The organism is Pseudomonas putida NBRC 14164 (assembly GCF_000412675.1).
Lineage (GTDB): Bacteria > Pseudomonadota > Gammaproteobacteria > Pseudomonadales > Pseudomonadaceae > Aquipseudomonas > Aquipseudomonas putida.
Map to the genome: position 1 here is coordinate 1,977,652 of NC_021505.1, position 24,677 is coordinate 2,002,328.

A 24,677-nucleotide genomic window follows, 5' to 3' on the forward strand; every position below is an offset into this window, starting at 1 on the left:
CGAGAAAAACGCCAGGGTATAGCGGGGTTCGCTATTTCCCGCTTCGTGGCTATGAAGAATGATTGCTAGAGCCTGACCTCCACCGCCAAGGGCAAGTGATCTGACAGGTGCGACCAAGGTTTGTGCCCCAGAATCCGCGGCCCATGGCTTTCGGCGTTGCGCAGGTAGATGCGGTCCAGGGGCAACAGCGGCAGGCGGGCAGGGTAGGTGCGGGCGAGGTGGCCGTGGTGGCGCTCGAACGCTTCGTGCAGGTCAGGCTGCAGGCCGAGGGTGCGGTTGCCGCGGCTTTTCCAGTCGTTGAAGTCGCCGGCAATGATCACCGGCGCGTCGGCGGGCAATGACTCGAGCAATTTGCGCAGCAGTTGCAGTTGCTTCTGCCGGTGGCTTTCCAGCAATGACAGGTGCACACAGATGGCATGCACCTGATGCTGGCCGGGTACGTCGAGGATGCAGTGCAACAGGCCACGGCGTTCGGGGCCGGTGATCGACACGTCGAGGTTGCGGTGTTCGATGATCGGGTACTTGGACAGCAACGCATTGCCGTGGTGGCCGTCGGGATAGACCGCGTTGCGGCCGTAGGCAAAGTCGCTCCACATACTGTCGGCGAGGAATTCGTACTGCGAGGTCTGCGGCCAGCCCGGGTAGCGCGCGGCGTGGCGGTCGTGGCTGCCAAGCACTTCCTGGAGGAAGACGATGTCGGCCTGGGTGCTGCGCACCGCCTCGCGCAGTTCCGGCAGGATGAAGCGCCGGTTGAAGGCGGTGAAGCCCTTATGGGTGTTCACCGTCAGTACCCGCAGCCGCTTCACGGCCGCGGCCTGGTTGACGCTGGCAAAACCTGTGCTGCCGGCTTCGGGGTTCACAATTCCTCCTCGATCGCAGGTGCATGTGTGTTGCATCTACCGGCCCTATCGCCGGCAAGCCAGCTCCCACAGGTTCTGCACCGTCTGATGGCCTGCACCATACCTGTGGGAGCTGGCTTGCCGGCGATAGGGCCGATACAGGCAACCAATACACAGTCGGACAGGCGCGGCCACCCCAGGTTCACTCCTCCTCGTGCTGCAACACCATCAGCAGCATCGAACGGCCTTTGACCTCGAACGTGCTGTCGAACTGCAGGTGCTGCCCCTTGCGCAACTCCGGCCGGTCGGTATCGACCAGGCAGCTCCAGTAATCACCTTCAGGTACCGTCGGCAACTTGAATGGCACAACATCATGGTGGGCATTGACGATCAGCAGCACCGTGGCCTCGGAACCCGGCCGGGCGATACCGCTGACCTGCGCGCGGCCATCGATCAGCATGCCCAGGCAGCGCCCGTGCGGGTCCTCCCACTGTTCCACGCTCATCTCGTTGCCATCCGGTGCCAGCCAGGTCACGTCCTTGACCCCGATTGCCTCATTGTAGTCACCCACCAGGAAGCGTGAGCGGCGCAGCACCGGGTAGGCCAGACGCAGGCGGGTCAGGCGTTTGACGAAGGCCAGCAGCTCTTTGCCCTCCTGGTCCAGGTCCCAGTTCACCCAGCCGATTTCGCTGTCCTGGCAGTAGGCGTTGTTGTTGCCGTGCTGGGTGCGGCTGAACTCGTCGCCGGCGACGATCATCGGCGTGCCTTGGGCCAGCAGCAGGGTGGCAAAGTAGTTGCGCATCTGGCGCATGCGCAGCGCGTTGATGTCCGGGTCGTCGGTCGGCCCCTCGGCACCGCAGTTCCACGACAGGTTGTTGTCCGTGCCGTCCTGGTTGTTCTCGTCGTTGTCTTCGTTGTGCTTGTGGTTGTACGACACCAGGTCGCGCAGGGTAAAGCCATCGTGGGCGGTGATGAAATTGACCGAGGAGTACGGCCGGCGCCCACGATTGTTGAACATGTCGCCCGATGCGGTCAGGCGTGCGGCGAAGTCGGCCAGCTGGCCTTCGTCGCCTTTCCAGAAGGCGCGTGCGGTATCGCGGAAGCGGTCGTTCCATTCGGCCCAGCCCGGGGCGAAGTTGCCCACCTGGTAACCACCGGGGCCGCAGTCCCACGGCTCGGCAATCAGCTTCACCTGGCTCAGCATCGGGTCCTGACGGCAAGCGACGAGGAAGCCGTGGCGCTCGCTGTAGCCGTCGTGGTAACGGCCAAGGATGGTCGCCAGGTCGAAGCGAAAGCCATCCACGTGCATTTCACCGGCCCAGTAGCGCAGCGAGTCGGTGACCAGTTGCAACACGCAGGGGTGGCTCAGGTCCAGGGTGTTGCCGGTGCCGGAATCGTTGATGTAGTAGCGTTTGTCGTCCGGCATCAGCCGGTAGTACGAGGCGTTGTCGATGCCGCGCATCGACAGGGTCGGGCCACGTTCGTTGCCTTCGGCGGTGTGGTTGTATACCACGTCGAGGATCACCTCCAGCCCGGCGTCGTGCAGGTGCGCGACCATCTCCTTGAACTCGGCGATCTTGCCACTGGCCAGGTAGCGCGGATGGGGCGCGAAGAAGGCGATGCTGTTGTAGCCCCAGTAGTTGTTCAGGCCTTTGTCCAGCAGGTGCTGGTCGTTTACGAAGGCGTGGATCGGCAGCAGTTCGATGCTGGAAACGCCCAGGTCCTTGATGTGCTTGAGCAGCTCGTCATTGGCAAGGCCGGCAAAGGTGCCGCGCAGCTCTTCTGGTACTGCCGGGTGGCGCATGCTGATGCCGCGGGTATGCGCCTCGTAGATGATCGTGCGCTCCCACGGTATCAGCACACGCTGGTCGCGGCCCCAGGTGAAGGCCGGGTCGATCACCTTGCATTTGGGCACGAAGGGCGCGCTATCGCGCTCATCGAACGACAGGTCGCCGTCGGGGTGGCCGACGGTGTAGCCGAACAGTGCCTCTGACCATTCCAGGCTGCCGACCAGTTGCTTGGCGTAAGGGTCGATCAGCAGTTTGTTGGGGTTGAAGCGGTGACCATTTTCCGGCTCGTAGGGGCCGTACACCCGGTAGCCGTATACCAGGCCGGGGTGGGCGTCGGGCAGGTAGCCGTGGTAGATCTCGTCGGTGTATTCGGGCAGTTCGATGCGCTCGAGTTCCTGTTCGCCGGTGGAGTCGAACAGGCACAGCTCGACCTTGGTGGCGTTGGCCGAGAACAAGGCGAAGTTGACCCCAAGGCCATCCCAGGTGGCGCCGAGGGGGAAGGGCATGCCTTCGCGGATGCGCGATGGTGCGACCGAGCGGGTTTTCTTAGGGGTGCGGGGGCTCATGACGATCCTCAAATGGCCGTGATGGAAGGGGAATGTGGTGTCCTGCATTGGCCACTTCGCGGGTAAACCCGCTCCCACAGGTACTGCACTGCTTTGAGCACCTGTGATGACCCTGTGGGAGCGGGTCTACCCGCGAAGTGGCCGGGACAGGCTTACCCGGCAGTAGGCTTTTTCACCGCCCGAGGCTTTTTCGCCGCAGCGGGTTTGACCCCCGGCAGGGCAGCTACCTTGGGCTCGGCAGGCGCCTTGGGCTCAGCGGCTGCCTTGGGCTTGGCCGGCGCCCGCTTGCGGGGCTCGGCCTTGGGGGCCAATGCCTCGGCCTCGGCCAGCTTGCGGGCCATATCCCAGTGGCGCTCTTCCTCCCCTACGGGCTTACCTTCAGATTCCCAGATCTGGTAGGCAAATTCGCGAATACGCTTTTCATCGACACTCATCATGACGCTCCTGATGCTCAAGATTGTTGTATCAACACGTTGACCGGAAACTCCGCCAGCACAGCACTCAACATCAACTCCTTGGAAGAGCTGACCGCCGCGCAGGGGAAAAGTCCCGTCGAGTTGGCAGGTGACAAGGCAAACGGCAGTACCAGCCGGGTGTCGTCCCAGTTCTGTGCCGGGATCAACGGTGTAGGGTTGCCACCGAGCAGGGTACTGGCCAGGCGTGGCGCAACGATGACGGCCCGCTCGCCGTCGCCCAACCGGGCAAAGGCGATCACCTTGTCAGCGTGTTTGCCCAGCACGGTCAGCGGCAGATAGGCGCCACGGCGGAACAGTTCGGCGTGCGCCTGGCGGCAATCCAGCACCCGGGCGATCAGGGCCTGCTTGATGCGGCCGTCGCGCCAGTGCGCCAGCAGCTCGGCTGGCGGCGTGGCGTCGTCCAGGGTGCGACGCCTCGAAGCGTAGTCCACGGGGCGGCGGTTGTCCGGGTCGACCAGGCTGAAGTCCCAGTACTCGTTGCCCTGGTACAGGTCGGGCACACCGGGTGTGGTCATGCGCAGCAGGGCCTGCACCAAGCCATTGAGGGCGCCGGGGCAGGCGAGCAGTTGCGCGGCATCTGCCACGGATTTGCGCAGTTGCTGGTTCTCGCTGTCCAGCAGCAAGCCTTCGATGTAGCGGGCACAGGCGCCTTCGTAGGCCTCGTTCGGCGCGCTCCAGCTGCTACGCAACTTGGCTTCGCGCAAGGCCTTCTGCTGCCACTGGCGGATACGCTCGGCATACTGGCGCAGGGCGTTGTCGTCGTGCAGGTCGAGGCCCAGCGGCCAACTGCCAAGCAGGGTTTGCAGCAGCATCAGCTCGTCGCCGGGGCTGGGTGCCAGGCCATCGTCCAGCTGTGCGCGCAGCGGCGCTGCCAGTTCACGCCAGTGTTCCACCCGGCTGGCCAGCCACGGGCCGCGTTCGCTGAGCACGGCCAGGCGCGCGCGGGTGTCTTCCCCGCGCTTGTGGTCATGGGTGGCAGTGGCGAGCAGGTTGTCGGGGAAGTCGCGCAGGCGCCGCTGGGCTTCGTTATGGAAGTGCATGGGAGGCGCGCTGAAGTGCTCTGCCTCGAAGCCCACGTCGTTGCGCGACAGCAGCCGGGCGCTGCGGTAGAAGGTGGTGTCTTCCACGGCTTTGGCGGCGCTGGGCGCGGTCAGTTGCTGGAAGCGCACGCAGGCGTGGCGCAGTTGCTTGCGGGCGCGACCCGGTGGCAACTGCCGCCAGGCTTGCCCGCCCAGCCATTGTTCAAGGTGGTCCAGTAACGGCCAATCGGCTTCTCCGAGGTCGTGCCGGGCGTTGGCCAGCGCCTGCTGGAAAAACCCTTCGTCTTCAGCGGGGCGCCCGCAGGCGTTGAAGTAGGTGCGGTACACCGGGTAATGCGCCACCAGTGCCTGCAACGCCCGGCGGATCGCGCCCAGGGTCAGGTCGCGGGTCATCAGGTCGTTGCGCGCAACCTGCAGCAGCGCCTGGGCCACCGATTCGCAGTCACCGGCGAGGCTGGCATTGAGCACAAGGTAACGCGCCTGACGCACTTCTTCAGGGAAGTCCGGCCGTTCGGTGACGTTCGCCCAAAGCTCGGTCAGCGGCGTTTCGCCGGCTGGGTCATGCTGCAGCAGCGAGACCTGGTTCATGAATTCGTAGCCGGTTGTGCCGTCGGTGAGCCAGTCGCGGTGCAGGTGCTCGCCGGCGCCGAGGATTTTTTCCACATAGATCGGGAAGTGCTCCAGGGCCGCCTGCAAAGGCCGCTGCGCCAACAGGCCATCGACCCGACGGCGCAACTTGCGGCAGTAGCCGCGCGGGTCGGCCAGGCCGTCTATATGGTCGATGCGCAGGCCGTCCACCAGGCCGCGTCCGATCAGCTCGAACAGCTTGGCGTGGGTGGCCTCGAACACCACGGCGCGCTCCACCCTCAGGCCACCCAGCTCGTTGATGTCGAAGAAGCGCCGCCAATTGATGTCGTCGGCAGCGGTTCGCCAACTGGCCAGGCGGTAGGTCTGGCGCTCCAGCAGCAGGTGCAGGCGCTTGAGGCCATTTTTGGCGCGGCTGTCGAATGCCACCAGCGCCGATTCCAGGTCGGCACCTTCGCGCACCAGGCGTGCCAGTTCGGTGTGCAGCGGCAGGGCATCGGCCAGCGGGGTGGTCGATTCGGCCAATGCCGTGAAGTGCTCGGCCAGAGTCTTGAGCGCCGGCTCCGGGCTGAGGGCGAGAATCCAGCCATAGTCGACCGGGCACACCGGGAAGCGGTGATCGTAATGGGCGATTTGCAGCGTGCCGTGCTGCTTGTCGAATTCAAGCGGTATCTCGCCCTTCTTCAGCGCTACGCCATAGTCGCTGCCAAGGAACGGCAGCAGCAGTTGCCCGGCCAGCAGCGGGTCGCTGGAGTGCCACTGTATGTCGAAGAACTCCGCATACGGGCTACGCCGGCCCCAGGCCAGCAGGCTTTGCCACCAGGGGTTGTCGGCACCGCCCACGGCCATGTGGTTGGACACGGTGTCGAGGATCAGCCCCATGCCATGCTGGCGCAGCGCGGCGACCAGCCGCTCCAGTGCTGCCTCGCCGCCCAGTTCGGGGTTGACGCAGGTTGGGTCGACCACATCGTAGCCGTGGCGCGAGCCAGCCCGGGCCCTGAGGATGGGCGAGGCATACAGGTGGCTGATGCCCAATTGGGCGAAGTACGGCACCAGCGGTACGGCGTGATCGAGGGTGAAGTCACTGTGAAACTGCAGGCGCAGGGTCGCGGTCAGCGGCTTCATCGGTCACGCTCCCAAGCCTGTTCGCGGGCCTGGGCCAGCAGCTCCAGGCGCCGCGCGGCATCCTCGTCATCGAGCAGTTCTGTCACCGGCCGGGTGAAGCGCCGCCGCCAGTTGGGGTGCCCGCTGGTGGTGCCCGGCAGGTTGGGCTGCTCGTCGCAGCCCAGCAGGTCTTCGAGCGGTATCAGCACCAAGGGCGCACGGGTATGGCCAACGAAGCGGATGGCCGCATCGATCACCGCGTCGTTGTCCTTCAGTTCACCGTAGTTGGTCTCCAGGGTACGGCGCAGGCCGTCGTGTTCTATCTGGCGGCCTTGGCGCCAGTGCTGTTCGGTGGCAGCGTCGATCAGTTGCAAGCGGTGGCTCCAGTCGATGTCGCGGTTTTCCAGCCAGCCGGCCAGCGGTGCCAGGTCGTGGGTGCCGGTGGTGGCCAGGGCGTTGTCCGGCCAGTCCAGTATCGGTTTGAACTGGCCGGGCTGGGTTTGCTCGAACGGCAGCACGCGCATGCCCAGCACGGCCTTCTCGGCCAGTGTTTCGCGCAGGCCGTCGGGCACGGTGCCCAGGTCTTCACCGAGAATGATCGCCTGGTGGCGCACCGACTCCAGCGCCAGCAGGCGCAACAGGTCGTCCACCGGGTAATTGAGGTAAGCGCCTTCGCTGGGCTTGGCCCCCTGCGGGATCAGCCATAGCCGGCGCAGGCCCATCACATGGTCGATGCGCAAGCCACCGGCATGGGCCAGATTGGCCCGCAGCATCTCGATGAAAGCGCGGTAGCCGTTGCGCTTGAGGCCTTCGGGCGAGAACGCACAGATGCCCCAGTCTTGACCGGCGCGGTTGAGGATGTCGGGTGGCGCGCCTACTTTCAGGCCCGCCAGCAATTCGTCCTGGCGGCTCCAGGCCTGGCTGCCGGCACCGTCGGCACCCACCGCCAGGTCGGCGATCAGGCCCACTGCCATGCCGTTGCCGCGGGCTGCTTCCTGGGCACGTTGCAGGCCGCGCTCGGTCAGCCATTGGCAGAAGGCATGGAACTCGACCTTGGCCGGGTAGGCATTGGCAAAGGCTTCAACTTCCGGGTGGTAGGGGTCGTGCCAGGCCTTGGGCCAGTTGCGCCAGTCGGCACCCAGGCCGTGCTCCACGGCCTGGGCTTGCAGCACCTCGAAGCGGCAGTGGTGCTCCAGCGCCTGGCCGCCCGCTTCGCGGAAGCTGTCAAAATCGCTGCGCAGCGGGTGGTCACCCTGGCTGAAACCCTGGTACAGCGCTTCAAGCAGGCGCAGGCGGGCGCTGGCGGCGCGTGGCCAGTCGACCAGCGGGCGTTGCTCAAGTTCTTCCAGTTGTTGCTCCAGCCCGCAGGCTTCGATGGCCATGCGTACCTCCCGTTCGCCCAGCAGGGCGGCGGGGCTGGCGTACAGGGTGTTGAGCAACAGGCGGCTGGAGGGCGAGTAGGGGCTGTAGTGCTCCTGGTCGATGGCCGACAGTGTATGGATGGGGCTGATGGCCAAGGCATCGGCACCGCGCTCGGCAGCCGAGCGGGCCAGCTGCTCCAGCGCCAGGCAGTCGCCGTAGCCGCCATCGCCGGGGCGGCGCAGGCTGTACAGCTGCACGGCCAGGCCCCAACAGCGTGGTGGTGGCTGTTGCACCGTGTCTTCGAGGCTGTGGCAGCGGGGCGGGGCCACGGCCACGGTGAAGTGGCGGCTGTCGATTTCCACCTGGTGGTAGCCGATTGGCAGCTCACCGGGCAGGCGTGCCTGGTCGTCAAGTTTCAGGGTGAGTGAGGCGTGGTCTTCCAGGGTGCAGTGGGCGACGCTGGCGGCGCTGAAGTAACGCGCCAGCGCCAAGGGCTTGCCCAGGTCTGCGGTCAGCAGGGGCGGCAGGTGTTCGCTGTCTTCGGCGGCTTCCACCGTGCGCAGGCTGATGGCGATGGCGTCGTCGTCAGCGGCAGCGTGGCCCAGGCCTTCAAGAATGGTGCGCAGCACCTCGTCACTGACGCGCTGGGGTCGGGCATTGGCGTCGATCCAGTCGCGGCTCAACCCGACGCGGTTTGCCAAGCGGTGCAGGGCGGTTTCGCTCATGGGCGCTCCTGGTCAGGGGGAAGCAGGCTGACCACGCAGCTGTACGCGGCCATTTGGGTATCTGGGTGTCGGGTGTCGCTGCTGTCGAATAGCCGTGTGGCGGCAGCGGGCAGCTCGACCGCCTGCTCAGTTGCCGCCAGGTTCAGGTCGATGCGCAGGGTATTGCCATCGCCCAGCCGCCAGCGTGCGGTCAGCGCTTTGTCGCCATGCACCTCGGCGCCCAGTGAGCGGCTGCCCGGCAGGTGCGGGATGACGTGGCGGCGGCGCAGTTCGAGCAGTTGCTGGTACAGGCCGTGCCAGCCGGCGATCACTTCCTTGTTTTGCGGGCGTGAAGATTCAAAGGTCTGTTCGGCGTTGGGGTCGGGAATGTGCTCACGCTGCTCGGGGTCGGCGAACGCAGTGAAGTGGGCGAACTCGCCACGGCGGCCTTCGCGTACGGCGTCGGCCAACTGGTCATGGAAGTCGGTAAAGAACAGGAACGGCCGGCAGCTGCCGTCGTCGTCGCCCATGAACAGCAGCGGAATCATGGGGGCCAATAGCAGCAGGCCGGTGGCCGCACGCAGGGCTGGCGGCGGGCACAGGCGGGTCAGGCGTTCGCCAAGCGCGCGGTTGCCGACCTGGTCGTGGTTTTGCAAGAACAACACAAAGGCGCTGGGCTCCAGGTGCCCGCTGGGTTCACCGCGGGGCGTGCCGTGGCGGTTTGCCTGGCCCTGGAACACGAAGCCTTCAGAAAGGCAGCGGGCCAGCTGGTCGATGGGGCGCTTCTGGTAGTCGGCGTAGTAGCCTTCGGTTTCGCCGGTCAGCAGCACATGCAGGGCATTGTGGCCGTCGTCGTTCCACTGGGCGTCAAAGCCCTGTTCCAGCAGGCCGGCCTGATTGTGCTCGTTCTCCAGCACCAACCACACATGCCGGCCCGGCTCCACGGCGGCGCGTACGCGCTGCGCCAGCTCGATCAGGAAATCGGGCTGGTCGATGGCATGTACGGCATCCAGGCGCAGGCCGTCGCAGCGGTAGTCGCACAGCCACATGAGGGCATTCTGGATGAAGTACTCACGCACTTGCGGGCGGCGGAAATCGATGGCCGCGCCCCAGGGCGTCTGCCGGTCTTCGCGGAAGAACGGGCTGGCGTACTGGTGCAGGTAATTGCCGTCGGGGCCGAAGTGGTTGTAGACCACATCCACCAGCACCATCAGCCCTTCGCCGTGGGCCCGGTCGACCAGCGCGCACAGCTGCTCGGGGCTGCCATAGGTGTTCTGCGGTGCGTAAGGCAGCACGCCGTCGTAGCCCCAGTTGCGCTCGCCGGGGAACTGCCCCAGTGGCATCAGCTCGACGGCACTGATGCCCAGCTCGGCCAGGCGCGGGAGCTGCCGGGCAACCCCGGCGTAGCCATCGAGTAAACCGACATGCAGCTCCTGGATCACTGCTTCGTGCCAAGGCCGGCCTTGCCAAGGGTGTTGCCACTGGTAACCGGCCACATCCACCACCTGGCTCGGGCCTTTTACGCCCTCAGGCTGGTAGCGGGAGGCCGGGTCGGCCACTTGCAGCTCACCGTCGATACGGTATTGGTACCGGTCACCGGCCTGGCACGGAGCCACACCGGTGTACCAGCCATCGTCGTCGGGCAGCAGCTCGATGGCCGGCTGTTGCTCCAGTTCTACGCTCACGCTGCGCGCATCGGGTGCCCAGAGGGCGAAGCGCGCCGACGTGGCGTCCAGTAAGTGTGCGCCATGCCTGTGCATCTTCCAGCCCCCGCTCAGTAGTGGCTCAGTTGTGCCTGCTTGACCAGGTCCTCGTAGAGGCGGGCGTAGGGTTCCACCGCCTGGCACCAGTTGAATGGCTGGGTCATCGACAGGCAGCGCATGGCGTTCAGCAAATCCTTTTTACCGTATACATAGAAGGCGCGGCTGAGTGCCTGGCGGTAGCTCTCGACGGTGGACTCATTGAACAGGAAGCCCGTGACGCCGCACTCGATGGTGTCGGCCAGGCCGCCAGTGTTGCGCGCTACCGGCAGCGAGCCGAAGCGTTGCGCGTACATCTGGCTGAGGCCGCAAGGCTCGTAGCGCGATGGCATCAGCAAGAAGTCGCTGCCGGCAAACATGCGCCGGGCGTCGGTTTCGTTGAAGCCGATGCGCACCCCGATGCGGCCCGGGTGGCGCAGCGCCAGCTCGCGCATGGCCTGTTCTTCTTCCGGCTCGCCACGGCCGATGATCGCAATCTGCCCGCCTTGTTCGACGATGTAGTCGGCCACACCCAAGGTCAGGTCCAGGCCCTTCTGGTACACCAACCGTGATACCACGGCGAACAGCGGTCCGTCAGAATCCTCCAGACCGAACAGAGCGCGTACCTCCTGAGTGTTGCGCGCCTTGCCTTCCCAGTCGTTGATGCTGAAGTTGTGCTGCAGGTGCTTGTCGGTGGCCGAGTCCCAGCTTTCATCGATGCCGTTGGGGATGCCACCAAGCAGGCCTTGCTGGGCTTTGCTGGCGAGGAAACCGTCCAGGCCGCAACCGAATTCCGGGGTGGTGATTTCCCGGGCATAGGTGGCGCTGACCGTGGTGATGTGGCTGGAATACGCCAAGCCCGCCTTGAGGAACGACAGCTTGCCGTAGAACTCCATGCCTTCCTGCTGCATGGCGTGGTCGGGAATCGCCAGCTCCGGGCTGCAACCACGGCTGTACACACCCTGGTAGGCCAGGTTGTGGATGGTGAACAGGGTCGGCGTATTCAGCCCGCGCCAGTGCATGTAGGCCGGGGCCAGGCCGGCGGGCCAGTCATGCGCGTGCACCACTTCCGGCGTCCAGTGGATCTTGCCTTCGCCCGCAGCAATCTCGGCGGCAGCCAGGCCCAGGCGGGCAAAGCGGATGTGGTTGTCGGGCCAGTCGCGGCCATTGTTGGCACCATAGGGGGTGCCATCGCGCTGGTACAGTTCGGGGCAGATCAGCACATAGATGACCAGGCCGTCGGCCATGTCCATGCGCCCGATCTTGCACGGCGGCAGGGCCGCGTGGCCGCCCAGTTCACCGACGATGTGGATCGGGTTGTCGCTCTCCATCACCTGGGGGTACCCCGGGATCAACACCCGTACATCGTGCAGGTGCGCCAGGGCACGGGGCAGGGCGGCGGACACGTCACCCAGGCCTCCTGTCTTGACCAGGTCTGCGATTTCCGAGGTGACGAACAGAATCTTGCGCATGTTCGGGTTTTGCTGGCGCTGCGCGCCGGGTGCCTTGCCTGTCGTGGCGAAATCCGGGGTAAGCGGCTCGCGGTTGTCCGGTTTGAATGAATCTACGTGAGGCTCGACAGCGGCACTGATCATACTTCTCTCCGTCCCTATGCTTGGCCGGGTGCTGGCACCCGTGGCGATGTTTCGTGTTGGTTCTCTCTGGTTCTGAATACTGCGTAGTGCGTTCCTTGCCCCTGAGTCGTGCGCGCAGGCACAGCGCTGTCGGCATTCCGGCCGAAGGCGATTGGACTGGTTGGGGTGTGGCGGCCGAGCCTGGGTATATCCCCTGCGTTTGGCCTACTTAGTTCCTGACCTGCCCGCTTTCCTGAAAGTTCGACTTTTTTACGTCACTCTTCCATTGAGCAAATGGCGGGCCGAAAACCGAGTGTAGGAGAGAAAGTGATAAAAAGGTGACCCACTGGTCACTATTGTTATGTGCGGAATAGACGCAAACGTTGGCGTTTGTGACCGGTCATGGAACGGGGTGGGCGAAGGTAGGGCGGGGGTGTTTGGAGGGTGCGCCGAATTGTGGCTGGAGTGGGCTGGCGCACCATAATGGGGCGCTGCAGGTGTGTTTGCTTTTTCGCAAGGGGCAGCAGCGTGGGAGCCCTAGAAGCCCCCACTGAGAGGAAGGGTCAGAGGTTGACGGCCTTGCCGTCGGTACGCGCCTGCGCCAGCAGCAGGTTCAACTGGGCGACCTGTTGGCGCAACTGGTCACGTTCGTCTTTCAGTTTACGCAGCTCATCACGGCGCACGGAGACATAAAGTGTCTGGGTTGGGGTTGCAGGCATCAAGGTACCCATGAGCACACCTCGCGGTTTTGGCTGGTGACAAGTCAAAGCGTAGACGCTTCACGCGGGGCGCATTCTGAATTCTTTTGCAGTTGGTGGGAACTTTTTTGTTTATCGTGGTCTTGCCGTTCGTCGCTGAACCCTCGGGCGGCATGCTGGACTAATCTGAAACGCTGGACTGTGTTGTCATCCATTTCGTAAGGGAGCATCGGCTCATGCAATTGGGAATCGTCGGGCTGGGCCGCATGGGCGGCAATATCGCAAGGCGCCTGATGCGCGCCGGCCACCGCACCGTGGTGCACGACCGCAACCGCGAGGCCATTACCGGGCTGGAGGGCGAGGGTGCCCAAGGCGCGCACGACCTTGGTGCGCTGGTACAAAAGCTGAAAGCCCCACGCGCAGTGTGGGTGATGCTGCCGGCCGGCGAGCCAACCGAGCAGACCATCGCGCAGTTGGCTGACCTGCTGGAACCGGGCGATGCGATCATCGACGGCGGCAATACCTTCTACAAGGACGACATGCGCCGCGCTGCCGAGCTGGCAAAGCGCGGCCTGCATTACCTGGACGTCGGCACTTCTGGCGGCGTATGGGGCCTGGACCGTGGCTACTGCATGATGATCGGCGGCGAAAAGGACGTGTTCGAGCGCCTGGAGCCACTGTTCAAGGCGCTGGCCCCGGGCGTGGGTGACATCCCGCGTACTCATGGCCGCAGCGGGGAGCATCAGCGCGCCGAGCACGGCTATATCCACGCGGGCCCACCCGGCGCCGGGCACTACGTGAAAATGGTGCATAACGGTATCGAGTACGGCCTCATGCAGGCCTATGCCGAAGGCTTCGACCTGCTGCGCAGCAAAGGTGGCAACGAGCTACCGCAAGACCAGCGCTTTGACCTGAACGTGGCCGAGATCGCCGAGGTGTGGCGGCGTGGCAGCGTGGTAACCTCATGGCTGCTCGACCTCACCGCCGATGCCTTGGTGGCCGACCCGCAGCTGTCGCAGTTCAGTGGCTCGGTATCCGACAGTGGCGAAGGCCGCTGGACCATCGATGCCGCCGTCGAGCAGGCGGTGCCGGTGCCGGTGCTGTCCAGCGCACTGTTTGCGCGCTTCCGCTCGCGCCAGCAGCAGGGCACGTATGGTGACAAGATCCTTTCGGCCATGCGCCTGGGCTTCGGTGGCCACGTCGAGAAGAAAGGCGAATGACCAAACAGACCATTCCAGCCGCTCCTCCCTGTACCCTGTTCCTGTTCGGCGCCAATGGCGACCTGGTCAAGCGCCTGCTGATGCCGGCGCTGTACAACCTCAGCCGCGACGGTTTGCTGGACCGCAACCTGCGCATCGTTGGCGTGGACCACAACCCGGCCAGCGCCGAGGAATTTGCAGAGCGCCTGCATGCGTTCATGCTCGAGCGGGATAAAAGCGGCGAGGGCAGCGCCAAGTGCCTGGACGAAAAGCTCTGGGTACGCCTGGCCAAACGCCTGGATTACCAGACGGGCGATTTCCTCGACCCGGCCACTTACCAGGCCCTCGCCAAGCGCATCGACAAAACCAGCCACGGCAATGCCATCTTCTACCTGGCCACCTCGCCGCGTTTCTTCCCCGAGGTGGCGCAGCGCCTGGGGCAGGCCGGCTTGCTCGACGAGTCTGGCGGCGGCTTTCGCCGCGTGGTGGTCGAGAAGCCATTCGGCACCGACCTGGCCAGCGCCGAGGCGCTCAACGCCTGCCTGTTGAAAGTGATGGGCGAACGGCAGATCTACCGTATCGACCATTACCTGGGCAAAGAGACGGTGCAGAACATTCTGGTCAGCCGCTTCTCCAACGGCCTGTTCGAATCGTTCTGGAACAACCACTACATCGACCACGTGCAGATCACCGCTGCGGAAACGGTCGGCGTCGAAACCCGTGGTGCGTTCTACGACAGCACCGGGGCCCTGCGCGACATGGTTCCCAACCACCTGTTCCAGTTGCTGGCGATGGTGGCCATGGAGCCGCCGGCTGCGTTCGGGGCTGACGCGGTGCGGGGCGAAAAGGCCAAGGTGGTCGGTGCTATTCGCCCATGGTCGGCGAAAATGGCCCTGAAGAACTCGGTACGCGGCCAGTACAGTGCCGGCAAGCAGGGGCGCAAGCAGCTGCCCGGTTACCGGCAGGAGCCCAATGTCGCGCCTGACAGCCAGACCGAAACCTACGTGGCGCTGAAGGTGATGATCGACAACTGGCGCTGGGCCGGCGTGCCGTTCTACTTGCGCACCGGCAAGCGCATGAGCGTGCGCGACACCGAAATTGCCATTTGCTTCAAGCCCGCGCCGTATGCGCAGTTCCGCGAGTCGGAGCTGGAGCGGCCCAAGCCCAACTACCTGAAAATCCAGATTCAGCCCAACGAAGGCATGTGGTTCGACCTGCAGGCCAAACGGCCAGGGCCGGAGCTGGTGATGGAGAATGTGGAGCTGGGCTTTGCCTATAAAGACTTCTTCAAGATGACCCCGGCGACCGGCTACGAGACGCTGATTTACGACTGCCTGACCGGTGACCAGACCCTGTTCCAGCGGGCTGACAACATCGAGAACGGCTGGCGAGCGGTGCAGCCGTTTCTCGATGCCTGGGCCCAGGATGGCGAGGTGCATCAGTACCCGGCCGGTGAAGACGGGCCTGACGCTGGCAATGAATTGCTGACCCGCGACAAGCGCGAGTGGCACCGCTTGGGCTGATGCTTTTGTAAAGCCAGTGCCGGCCCTTTCGCGGCTAAAGCCGCTCCCACAGGTATCGCATCAGGCCTGAGGGAAATGGTATCCCTGTGGGAGCGGCTTTAGCCGCGAAAGGGCCGGCACTGGCGATCACATCAAGGAGACCTAATGCCCGCCCATATCGAAGACTACGCCCTGCTGGGCAACTGCCGCAGCGCCGCCCTGGTCAGCCGCGATGGCTCGCTCGACTGGCTCTGCCTGCCACGCTTCGACGCCCCCGCCGTGTTTGCGGCCCTGCTGGGCAACGAAGAAAACGGCCGCTGGCGCGTGGCCCCCTGCGACCCCGTCGAGCACAGCAGCCGCCAATATCTGGACGACACCCTCGTGCTGGAAACCACCTGGGTCACTGCCACCGGCCGTGCCCGGGTGCTCGACTTCATGCCACTGGGCGACGTCAATTCGGTGGTGCGGATCGTCGAGGGTCTCAGTGGCGAAACCAATTTTGAAATGGACCTGGTCATGCGCTTCGACTACGGTCGCAGTGTGCCATGGGTGGAACGGCTCGCCCCACTGACCCTCAGCGCCGTTGCCGGCCCTGACCGGCTGATCCTGTGCAGCACCGTCCCCCCGCATGCACTCGACCACCATACCGTCGCGCGCTTTCGTGTTGGCACGGGCGAGCGCCAAATCTTCAGCCTGCGTCACCAACCCTCGCACCTGCCAGTGCAGCCCGACTGCGATATCGACCAGGCTTTTGCCCAAACCGTCGAGCAGTGGCAGGCCTTCGCCACCCGCTGCCCTCAGGTAGGGCCATACACCGCCCTGGTGCGCCGCTCGTTGCTCACACTCAAGGCAATGACCTACGCCCCCACGGGTGGCATCGTCGCCGCCGTCACCACCTCGCTGCCTGAGCGGGTGGGTGGGGAGCGCAACTGGGACTACCGCTTCTGCTGGCTGCGCGACGCCACCATGACCCTGCTGGCGTTCATGAACCTGGGCTACTTCGACGAGGCCCAGGCCTGGCGTGAATGGCTACTGCGCTCAGTGGCCGGCAACCCCGAGCAGATGCAGATCATGTATGGCCTGGCCGGTGAGCGCGACCTGCAGGAATACACCTTGCCGTGGCTGGCCGGATACGAGCATTCGCAACCCGTGCGGGTAGGCAATGCAGCGTCGCAACAGATGCAACTGGACATCTACGGCGAGCTGGCCGATGCCATGGCCCAGGCGATCAAGGGCGGCTTGCCCCGCCACCCGCGCAGCGCCGCCATCTCCCGCCTGATCCTGCCTTACGTCGAACGCATCTGGCGCGAGCCGGACGAAGGCATCTGGGAAGTGCGCGGCGGCCGCCAGCAGTTCGTGCACTCCAAGGTCATGGCCTGGGTTGCCTTCGACCGTGCCGCGGGGCTGGCTGACACCACTGAAGAAGGCCGCGAACGCGGGCACCATTACCGCCAGGTGGCTGACGAAATCCACCGCGAAGTGTGCGAGCACGGCCTGGACGCCAACGGCCGGTTTTTCGTCCAGGCCTATGGCTCGACCGAAATGGACGCCAGCCTGCTGCAGATCGCCCTGACCGGCTTCCTGCCGGCTGATGACCCACGCTTCTTGCGCACGCTGGAGCAGATCGAACAGCGCCTGCTGAAGAACGGCCTGCTGATGCGCTACGACAGCGACAGCTGCAGCGACGGCCTGACGCCGGGGGAGGGCACCTTCCTGGTGTGTTCGTTCTGGCTGGCAGACGTTTATGTCTTGCTGGGCCGCCAGGCTGAAGCCGAAGCGCTGTACCAGCACCTGACCGGCCTGAGCAACGACCTCGGCCTGCTGGCCGAGCAATACGACCCGGCCGGCCAGCGCATGCTCGGCAACTTCCCCCAGGCGTTCAGCCATATCGGCATCATCAACACCGCACTCAATCTTCATCGCGCACAGTGCCCGGTGCGTGATCGGGCGAGGTGCGGGTAGCGGATGAACGTAGCAACTGCCTTGCTCAATATCTAGAATCGCGTGAGATCCCTGTGGGAGCGGGTTTACCCGCGAAGAATACAACGCGCAGCATGGCACCGGCTTCGCCGGTGTTCGCGGGTGAACCCGCTCCCACAAGGTGCGCGATAGGCTTGGTACTCCGTCAATTGTGACGCATTGCGTCACATATATTGTCTGTATGAGTGTGATGTGTAGGGTCACACTAGCTGCGTACACCTACTTCGGAGAGCTGTTCATGCCTTTGCACAATCCGCCACATCCTGGCGAAACCTTGCGCGAAGATGTTTTGCCAGCGCTTGGCCTGACGGTAAAAGCCTTCGCGTCGCACCTTGGGTTTTCTCGCGAAGCGCTTTCGCGGGTACTGCATGGCCGCGCGGCAATGTCTCCGGACCTGGCGGTACGCCTGGAGATGGCGGGTATCAGTACCGCCCGCCTTTGGTTGGCCATTCAGGCTGATTACGATATCTGGCAGGCGCGCCACCGCCATCAGCCCGTGATTACCCGGTTGTTTCAGGCCGCCTGATATAAAAGTGTGAAACGAGCGGAGTAGACTAGGCCAAACCCCTTCGGCACGGAGCACACATGGGCATTCGCGGTACTGACCGGCAAATCGACAATATCGAGTTAAGTGACGGCCGGTTGACCGGTGGCTTGGCGGTGTGGGCGGCCCAAGCCTGATGGCCAATCACAAGATCGAAATTCGCCGGCGCAATATCGAGAAAATCTTGCAGGCGGCGGAAAAGGTGTTTGCCGAGAAAGGCTACGGCGCCACCTCCATGGGGGACATCGCCGAGCAGGCCGAATTGCCACGCTCCAACCTGCACTATTACTTCAGCACCAAGGACGAGTTGTTCCGCGCGGTGCTGCAGGACTTGCTGGATGTATGGAAGCAGGACGCACTGTGTTTCGAGAACTTCGACGACCCGCGCGTGGTGCTGACCAGCTACATCAGGGCGAAGATGGGCCATTCGCGCTCGCGGCCCCTGGGCTCGAAGATTTGGGCCGAAGAGATGCTGCACGGGGCGCCGGTGCTTGGGGTGAACCTGGATGACAGCCTGGTGCCTTGGGCGAAATTGAAGGAAGCCAAGATCCGCCGTTGGGTGGAGGAGGGGCGTATTCTGCCGGTAGAGCCGTCGGCATTGCTGTACATGATCTGGGCGTCTACCCAGCACTATGCCGACTTTGGTTACCAGGTGCAGTTGCTCAATGGTGGCGAGATGCTGTCGGACATGGCGTTCGAGAGTGCGGTGCAGACGGTGACCAGCGTGATCTTGCGGGGGATCGGGCTGGAGCCTTGAACCGGCGATGGGGGCCGCTGTGCGGCCCTTCGCGGGCTTGCCCGTTCCCACAGGGGCTGCGCAAAACCTGTGGGAGCGGGCAAGCCCGCGAAGGGCTGCACAGCAGCCCCCATTGCTTCAACTGGCCTCGCGGTAGGGGTTACGCGGGTCCTGTGTCCAGTTCAGGTACGGCTTGCCGGTATCCTGCGCCTGCATCTCGATGCAGTTTTCAACCGGGCAGGTGATCTGACACAGGTTGCAGCCCACGCATTCCTCTTCGATCACGCTGTAGGCATGTGTGCCATCTGCCTTCAGCGTGCTGGCAATGGCCTGGTGCGAGGTATCCTCACAGGCGATGTGGCAGCGCCCACAGCCAATGCACGCCTCCTGATCGATGTGCGCCACCGATTTATAGTTGATGTCCAGGTACTTCCAGTCAGTGGTGTGCCCCACCGCCTGCCCGCGGAACGCTTCGACAGTGTGATGCCCATGCTGGTCCATCCAGCGCGCCAGGCCGTCCTTCATGTCCTCGACAATACGGAACCCGTGCAGCATCGCCGCCGTGCACACCTGCACGGCGCCACTGCCCAGGGCGATGAACTCCGCCGCATCACGCCAGTTGCCGATGCCGCCAATGCCGCAGATCGGCAAGCTGCGTGTTTCCGGGTCGCGGGCAATTTCCGCCACCATGTTCAGGGCAATCGGCTTCACTGCCGAGCCGCAATAACCGCCATGGGTGCTCTGATCACCGACGATGGGGTGGGCGACCATGCGGTCCAGGTCGACGCTGGTGATGGAGTTGATGGTGTTGATCAACGACACCGCATCGGCCCCGCCGCGGTGCGCAGCGCGAGCCGACTGGCGGATGTCGGTGATGTTCGGCGTGAGCTTGACGATCACCGGCAGCGAGCAGTACGTCTTGCACCAGCGGGTGACCAGCTCCACGTATTCCGGCACCTGGCCGACTGCCGCACCCATGCCACGTTCCGGCATGCCGTGCGGGCAGCCGAAGTTCAGCTCGATGCCATCGGCACCGGTGGCTTCCACCAGCGGCAGGATGAACTTCCAAGAGTCCTCCACGCACGGCACCATCAGCGACACGATCAAGGCTCGGTCGGGCCAGTCTTTCTTCACCTGGGTGATTTCGCGCAGGTTGATTTCCAGCGAACGGTCCGTTATCAGCTCGATATTGTTGATGCCCTGCACCAGGCGGTTGGCGCCGTAGTGCGCCGAATAGCGCGACGACACGTTGACCGCCGCCGGGTCCTCGCCCAGGGTTTTCCAGACCACGCCGCCCCAACCGGCCTCGAAGGCGCGGACCACGTTGTAGGCCTTGTCGGTTGGCGGTGCGGACGCCAGCCAGAACGGGTTGGGTGCCTTGATGCCGGCAAATACGATAGACAAGTCGGCCATTTACGCTGCCTCCACGTTGAGCATGAGTTGGGCATGGATGGCTTCGGCGGCCAGCTTGCCGTGCTGCACGGCCTGGACGGTAAGGTCCTGGCCCAGGGCGGTGCAGTCGCCGCCGGCATACACGCCCGGCAGGCTGGTCTGCAGGGTTTCGTCAACGCGAATGCGCTCACCCTCGCGGGCCAGTTGCGCCGCCACCGGGTCGACGAGGCAGGCATCGTCGAAGCGCTGGCCGATGGCCTTGAAGATGGCATCGGCGGCCAGCTCGAAGGTTTCGCCGGTGTCGCGCAGGCGGCCGTCCGCCAGCTCGGTGCGGGCGAAGCGCATGCCGCGCACCTTGCCGGCGTCGTCCAGCAGCACGGCGTCGGGGCGGGCCCAGGTGTGCAGCCGCACCTGGTTGGCCTTGGCGATGTCCTGCTCGTGGCCGGTGGCGCCCATGTCGGTGTGGCCACGGCGGTACACCAGGTTGACGTCGCGGGCCCCCAGGCGGCTCATCTGCACGGCCATGTCGATGGCGGTATTGCCAGCACCGATCACCAGGCAGCGGTCGGCCAAGGGTAGCTGGCTCAGGTCATCGGCCTGGCGCAACTCGCGGATGTATTCGGTAGCGGCGAGCACGCCCGGGGATTCTTCATCGGGCAGGCCAAGCTGGCGCACGGCGTTCAGACCGAGGCCGAGGAACACCGCGTCGTACTGATCGCGCAGTTCGCCCAGGCTGAGGTTGCCGCCCAGGCGCTGGCCATGGCGTACTTCGATGCCGCCAATGCCCAGCAGGAACTCCACTTCACGCTGGGCGTAGTCGTCGACCAGCTTGTAGCGGGCGATGCCGTACTCGTTAAGCCCGCCGGCCTTGTCGCAGGCCTCGAACACCACCACGTCATGCCCGTGCATGGCCAGCCGGTGTGCGCAGGACAGCCCGGCAGGGCCGGCGCCGACTACGGCGATGCGTTTGCCGGTAGCCGGTGAGCGCTTGAACGGGTGTTCGGTGAAGTGGGCGTTGTCCAGGGCGTAGCGCTGCAACTGGCCGATCAGTACCGGTGCACACTCCTGCGCGTTGTTGCGCACGCAGGCTTGCTGGCAGAGGATTTCGGTGGGGCAGACGCGGGCGCAACTGCCTCCCAGGATGTTGGCCGAGAGGATGCGCTCGGCGGAGCCCTGCAGGTTTTCGTCGCTGATGCGGTGGATGAATGACGGGATGTCGATGTCGCTGGGGCACGCGTTGACGCAGGGGGCGTCGTAGCAGTACAGGCAGCGCGCGCTTTCGACGGCGGCCTGGCGGGCGGTGAGGGGTGGGGCCAGGTCGCTGAAGCGCTCGGCCAACTGGTCGGCACCGGCCCGGGGGCGCGGCAAGTGGTTCAGGGCGTCGATCACGGTTGTAGCCTCTCTCTTTATTATATTTGGCTTGAAACGGGGGTCGCTGTGCGCCCCAATCGCCGGCAAGCCAGCTCCCACAGGAATCCCACAGGCCTTGAGAGCTGCGCGGTCGAGGTGGGAGCTGGCTTGCCGGCGATGGGCTGGGCAGCAGCCCCAATGGCCTTAGCGCTGAACGGGCGTCGGGCGCTGCTGTTCGGCGCGTCGCCCCAGCACCTCGTACACCGACGGATACGCCGGCCGTTCCACATACCGCCCCGCACCGGCCTCGGCGCGCAGGTCGCCATCGGCCCAGAGCACCTTGCCCTGGCTGATGGTGTGGCTGGGGATGCCGCGCACCGTGCGGCCCTCGAAGATATTGAAGTCCACCCGCTGGTGGTGGGTCTGGGCCGAGATGGTGCGGGTGCCTTGCGGGTCCCACAGCACCAGGTCGGCGTCGGCACCCACGCGGATGGCGCCCTTGCGGGGGAACAAATTGAAGATTTTTGCCGTGTTGGTTGAGGTCAGCGCCACGAACTCATGCATCGACAGGCGCCCGCTGTTGACCCCGGCATCCCACAGCACCGCCATGCGGTCTTCGATGCCGGCAGTGCCGTTGGGGATGCGGCTGAAGTCGTCGCGGCCCATGGCTTTCTGCTCGGCGCAGAAGCAGCAGTGGTCGGTGGCCGTGGTGTGCAGGTTGCCCGATTGCAGGCCGCGCCACAGCGCCTCCTGGTGCTCACGCGGGCGGAAGGGCGGGCTCATCACGTAGCCGGCGGCAGTGGCCCAGTCCGGGTCACGGTAGACGCTGTCGTCCAGCAGCAGGTGGCCGGGCAGGACTTCGCCGTACACCGGCTGGCCCTTGGCGCGCGCATAGGTGATTTCATCCAGCGCTTCACGGCTGGAAATGTGCACAACATACAGCGGCGTACCAATGGTTTCGGCAATGCGGATGGCGCGGCTGGCCGCTTCACCTTCCACTTGCGAAGGGCGCGAAAGCGGGTGTGCCTCTGGCCCGGTCAGGCCTTGGGCCAGCAGTTTTTTCTGCAGGTGGTAAACCAGCTCGCCGTTCTCGGCATGCACGGTGGGCACCGCGCCCAGTTGCAGGCAGCGCTCGAAGCTGGCCACCAAGGTGTCGTCGGCGGCCATGATCGCATTCTTGTAGGCCATGAAGTGCTTGAAGCTGTTCACCCCATGCCTGGTCACCAGTTCACCCATCTCCTCAGCTACCTGCTCGCTCCACCAGGTGATGGCCACATGGAAGCCGTAGTCGCTGGCGCTCTTTTGCGCCCAGCCGCGCCAGGTGTGGAAGGCCTCCAGCAGCGACTGCTGCGGGTTGGGGATGACGAAGTCGATGATCGACGTGGTGCCACCGGCCAGGCCCGCAGCGGTGCCACTGAAGAAATCCTCGCTGGCCACCGTGCCCATGAATGGCAACTGCATGTGGGTATGCGGGTCGATGCCGCCGGGCATCAGGTACTGGCCGCTGCCGTCGAGGATCTCGCAGTCGGTGGGCGGTTCGAGGTTTGGCCCGATGGCGCGGATCAGGCCATCGGCACACAAGACATCGGCGGGGTAACTCTCTTCGTGGGTAACCACGGTGGCGCCACGGATCAACAGGGACATGCCGTTTTCCTCGCAGGCTGACCGGTCTGGGCCGGTTCTTGGAATTGTTTCGGGTGCAGGCCAGGCAGGGTGGTTAATCCTGTCAGACCTGACAAGATTCGAGGCTAGATGCTGATCTGGGAATCTTCAAGAAAATTTTCCTATAAATTTTATGGTTTTTAACTATCTGATATTTAAGGATTAATTTTTAAAGACCCGCTGACTTCGGGCCTTTCAGGGGTTGTTGACTGACTTGACAAGATGGAATTCTGGTCAAGATTTCTAAGCACAAATACGCGTGTGTACTCCGGCCATCGAATTAGCCCGATGAGCAAACAACTACAAGAAAATCTGGAGAAGGGCCCATGCAACAGAGCAGATCGGAAGTGGTCGAGCAGGATGGCCTGTTTGAGCTGTCCGAGGGCAGTGATGTCCTCGACAGCCCGCGCTACAACCACGACATCGCACCGACCAAGGTGCACCAGCGCACCTGGAACAAATGGCACATCACCGCCTTGTGGGTGGGTATGTCCATCTGCGTACCCACCTACACCCTGGGCGGCGTGCTCACCGCATACTTCGGCCTCAGTGTCGGCGAAGCGCTGCTGGCGATCCTGCTGGCCAACGTGATCGTGCTGATCCCGCTTACCCTCAACGCTTTCCCCGGCACCAAGTACGGCATCCCGTTCCCGGTGCTGCTGCGCTCGTCGTTCGGCATCCTCGGCTCCAACGTACCGTGCCTGATCCGCGCCGTGGTTGCCTGTGGCTGGTTTGGCATCCAGACCATGTTCGGCGGGCTGGCCATTCACCTGTTCCTTGGCTCGGTGTTCGATGGCTGGAAGGCCTTGGCCGGCACGGGCGAGGTGATTGGTTTCATGATTTTCTGGTGCCTGAACCTTTGGGTGGTGCTGCGCGGCGCCGAGTCGATCAAGTGGCTGGAAACGCTGTCGGCACCGCTGCTGGTGGCGGTGGGCGTCGGCCTGCTGTTCTGGGCCTTGCCACACATGTCGATGACCGAACTGCTGGCGCAACCACCCAAGCGCCCGGAAGGGGCGAGCGTGGTCGGTTACTTCTGCGCAGGGCTTACGGCCATGGTCGGCTTCTGGGCCACCTTGTCGCTGAACATTCCCGACTTCAGCCGCTACGCCCGCAGCCAGAAGGACCAGATTCTCGGGCAGATCTTCGGCCTGCCGCTGACCATGTTCCTGTTCGCTTCGCTGGGTGTGGTGCTGACCGCCGCCTCGGCGTCGCTGGTGGGTGAGACGGTGTCCGACCCGGTCAGCCTGATCGGCAGGATCCACAGCCCGTTCTGGGTAGCCCTGGCCATGGCATTGATCGTGATTGCCACCCTGTCGACCAATACGGCGGCGAACATCGTGTCGCCGACCAACGACTTCCAGAACATCGCCCCACGCCTGATCGGGCGCACCCGCGCGGTATGGCTGACCGGCTTTATCGGCCTGGTGCTGATGGGCCATGAGTTGCTGAAGAAGCTGGGCCTGATCGTTTCCGACCTGAGCCTGGAGAGCGTCTATTCCAACTGGCTGCTGGGCTATTCCAGCCTGCTCGGGCCGATTGCCGGGATCATGGTGGTGGACTACTTCCTGATCCGTCGGCAGCAGCTGGACCTGGCCGGGTTGTACCGCGACGACGTGTACCCGGCGTGGAACTGGGCCGGGTTTGCGGCCTTTGCCTTGCCGGTGGCGCTGACGGTAATGGCGATTGGCAACAGCAGTTTCAGCTGGTTCTACGACTATGGTTGGTTTACCGGCTCGCTGCTGGGCGGCGCGCTGTACTACGTATTCGCCAGCTTGGCGGTGGGCGCGGGTTCACCCGCGAAGAGGCCCGCACCGACAACAAAAAAAGCCTGAAGG

General features: G+C 64.3%; 17 protein-coding genes. 6 read left to right on the forward strand and 11 right to left on the reverse strand.

Annotated elements, in window-relative coordinates; translation table 11 throughout:
* Window positions 1-65: 65 nt before the first annotated feature.
* The 8 genes from PP4_RS08675 to PP4_RS29290 all read right to left on the reverse strand — a co-directional run bounded on the left by PP4_RS08675 (window position 66) and on the right by PP4_RS29290 (window position 12,510).
* Window positions 66-860 (reverse strand): endonuclease/exonuclease/phosphatase family protein, encoded by a 795-nt coding sequence (locus PP4_RS08675; RefSeq protein ID WP_016498815.1) that lies wholly within the window; start codon window positions 858-860, stop codon window positions 66-68.
* Window positions 861-1,041: 181 nt separating this feature from the next.
* The gene (gene glgX / locus PP4_RS08680; protein ID WP_041167663.1) at window positions 1,042-3,195 is read right to left on the reverse strand and encodes a glycogen debranching protein GlgX; all 2,154 of its coding nucleotides are present in this window, start codon (window positions 3,193-3,195) and stop codon (window positions 1,042-1,044) included.
* Between the two features lie 152 nt (window positions 3,196-3,347).
* Window positions 3,348-3,632: a DUF2934 domain-containing protein gene (locus tag PP4_RS08685; protein WP_019470132.1), complete on the reverse strand. Its 285-nt coding sequence runs from the start codon at window positions 3,630-3,632 to the stop codon at window positions 3,348-3,350.
* A 14-nt stretch (window positions 3,633-3,646) separates the two neighbouring features.
* Window positions 3,647-6,421, reverse strand: a complete 2,775-nt coding sequence (locus tag PP4_RS08690) for a malto-oligosyltrehalose synthase (protein WP_016498818.1) — start codon at window positions 6,419-6,421, stop codon at window positions 3,647-3,649.
* Window positions 6,418-8,487, reverse strand: coding sequence for a 4-alpha-glucanotransferase (malQ, locus tag PP4_RS08695; protein ID WP_016498819.1), 2,070 nt, complete (start codon window positions 8,485-8,487; stop codon window positions 6,418-6,420). The genes PP4_RS08690 and malQ overlap by 4 nt, the downstream gene beginning before the upstream one ends.
* Window positions 8,484-10,226, reverse strand: a complete 1,743-nt coding sequence (gene treZ, locus PP4_RS08700; protein ID WP_016498820.1) for a malto-oligosyltrehalose trehalohydrolase — start codon at window positions 10,224-10,226, stop codon at window positions 8,484-8,486. Before treZ ends, malQ begins: the two co-directional genes overlap by 4 nt.
* Window positions 10,227-10,240: 14 nt before the next feature.
* Entirely contained in the window at window positions 10,241-11,800 is a 1,560-nt protein-coding gene (gene glgA / locus PP4_RS08705) for a glycogen synthase GlgA (RefSeq protein WP_016498821.1), read from the reverse strand.
* 542 nt (window positions 11,801-12,342) lie between these two features.
* Complete coding sequence (locus PP4_RS29290; RefSeq protein WP_016498822.1) at window positions 12,343-12,510, reverse strand: DUF6026 family protein; 168 nt, start codon at window positions 12,508-12,510, stop codon at window positions 12,343-12,345.
* A gap of 203 nt (window positions 12,511-12,713) precedes the next feature.
* Between PP4_RS29290 and gnd the strand changes: the two genes are divergently transcribed.
* From gnd to PP4_RS08730, 5 genes are all read left to right on the forward strand, one after another.
* On the forward strand, window positions 12,714-13,697 hold the full coding sequence (gnd, locus tag PP4_RS08710; protein WP_016488154.1) for a phosphogluconate dehydrogenase (NAD(+)-dependent, decarboxylating): 984 nt from the start codon (window positions 12,714-12,716) through the stop codon (window positions 13,695-13,697).
* A complete protein-coding gene (zwf, locus tag PP4_RS08715) occupies window positions 13,694-15,199 on the forward strand; it encodes a glucose-6-phosphate dehydrogenase (RefSeq protein ID WP_016498823.1) in 1,506 nt (501 codons plus the stop codon). Before gnd ends, zwf begins: the two co-directional genes overlap by 4 nt.
* Window positions 15,200-15,343: 144 nt before the next feature.
* Window positions 15,344-17,140 carry a glycoside hydrolase family 15 protein gene (locus PP4_RS08720; RefSeq protein WP_016498824.1) on the forward strand — a complete coding sequence of 599 codons (1,797 nt, stop codon included), beginning with the start codon at window positions 15,344-15,346 and terminating at the stop codon, window positions 17,138-17,140.
* A 256-nt stretch (window positions 17,141-17,396) separates the two neighbouring features.
* Complete coding sequence (locus tag PP4_RS08725) at window positions 17,397-17,684, forward strand: HigA family addiction module antitoxin (RefSeq protein ID WP_041167664.1); 288 nt, start codon at window positions 17,397-17,399, stop codon at window positions 17,682-17,684.
* Window positions 17,685-17,838: 154 nt separating this feature from the next.
* A complete protein-coding gene (locus tag PP4_RS08730; protein WP_026034333.1) occupies window positions 17,839-18,459 on the forward strand; it encodes a TetR/AcrR family transcriptional regulator in 621 nt (206 codons plus the stop codon).
* A gap of 117 nt (window positions 18,460-18,576) precedes the next feature.
* Here PP4_RS08730 and preA read toward each other — a convergent pair whose 3' ends face one another.
* The 3 genes from preA to hydA form a co-directional block, all read right to left on the reverse strand.
* Window positions 18,577-19,851, reverse strand: coding sequence for an NAD-dependent dihydropyrimidine dehydrogenase subunit PreA (preA, locus tag PP4_RS08735; protein WP_016498827.1), 1,275 nt, complete (start codon window positions 19,849-19,851; stop codon window positions 18,577-18,579).
* Window positions 19,852-21,219 carry an NAD(P)-dependent oxidoreductase gene (locus tag PP4_RS08740; RefSeq protein ID WP_016498828.1) on the reverse strand — a complete coding sequence of 456 codons (1,368 nt, stop codon included), beginning with the start codon at window positions 21,217-21,219 and terminating at the stop codon, window positions 19,852-19,854.
* 165 nt (window positions 21,220-21,384) lie between these two features.
* Window positions 21,385-22,824, reverse strand: a complete 1,440-nt coding sequence (hydA, locus tag PP4_RS08745; RefSeq protein WP_016498829.1) for a dihydropyrimidinase — start codon at window positions 22,822-22,824, stop codon at window positions 21,385-21,387.
* Window positions 22,825-23,168: 344 nt separating this feature from the next.
* Between hydA and PP4_RS08750 the strand changes: the two genes are divergently transcribed.
* Window positions 23,169-24,674 (forward strand): NCS1 family nucleobase:cation symporter-1, encoded by a 1,506-nt coding sequence (locus PP4_RS08750; protein ID WP_016498830.1) that lies wholly within the window; start codon window positions 23,169-23,171, stop codon window positions 24,672-24,674.
* Window positions 24,675-24,677: the final 3 nt, after the last annotated feature.

Excerpts from the sequence above, each read along its gene's own strand:
- glgX (WP_041167663.1), bottom strand. The coding sequence starts at position 3,195 with ATGAGCCCCCGCACCCCTAAGAAAACCCGCTCGGTCGCACCATCGCGC.
- PP4_RS08685 (WP_019470132.1), bottom strand. The coding sequence starts at position 3,632 with ATGATGAGTGTCGATGAAAAGCGTATTCGCGAATTTGCCTACCAGATC.
- PP4_RS08690 (WP_016498818.1), bottom strand. The coding sequence starts at position 6,421 with ATGAAGCCGCTGACCGCGACCCTGCGCCTGCAGTTTCACAGTGACTTC.
- malQ (WP_016498819.1), bottom strand. The coding sequence starts at position 8,487 with ATGAGCGAAACCGCCCTGCACCGCTTGGCAAACCGCGTCGGGTTGAGC.
- treZ (WP_016498820.1), bottom strand. The coding sequence starts at position 10,226 with ATGCACAGGCATGGCGCACACTTACTGGACGCCACGTCGGCGCGCTTC.
- glgA (WP_016498821.1), bottom strand. The coding sequence starts at position 11,800 with ATGATCAGTGCCGCTGTCGAGCCTCACGTAGATTCATTCAAACCGGAC.
- PP4_RS29290 (WP_016498822.1), bottom strand. The coding sequence starts at position 12,510 with ATGGGTACCTTGATGCCTGCAACCCCAACCCAGACACTTTATGTCTCC.
- gnd (WP_016488154.1), top strand. The coding sequence starts at position 12,714 with ATGCAATTGGGAATCGTCGGGCTGGGCCGCATGGGCGGCAATATCGCA.
- zwf (WP_016498823.1), top strand. The coding sequence starts at position 13,694 with ATGACCAAACAGACCATTCCAGCCGCTCCTCCCTGTACCCTGTTCCTG.
- PP4_RS08720 (WP_016498824.1), top strand. The coding sequence starts at position 15,344 with ATGCCCGCCCATATCGAAGACTACGCCCTGCTGGGCAACTGCCGCAGC.
- PP4_RS08725 (WP_041167664.1), top strand. The coding sequence starts at position 17,397 with ATGCCTTTGCACAATCCGCCACATCCTGGCGAAACCTTGCGCGAAGAT.
- PP4_RS08730 (WP_026034333.1), top strand. The coding sequence starts at position 17,839 with ATGGCCAATCACAAGATCGAAATTCGCCGGCGCAATATCGAGAAAATC.
- preA (WP_016498827.1), bottom strand. The coding sequence starts at position 19,851 with ATGGCCGACTTGTCTATCGTATTTGCCGGCATCAAGGCACCCAACCCG.
- hydA (WP_016498829.1), bottom strand. The coding sequence starts at position 22,824 with ATGTCCCTGTTGATCCGTGGCGCCACCGTGGTTACCCACGAAGAGAGT.
- PP4_RS08750 (WP_016498830.1), top strand. The coding sequence starts at position 23,169 with ATGCAACAGAGCAGATCGGAAGTGGTCGAGCAGGATGGCCTGTTTGAG.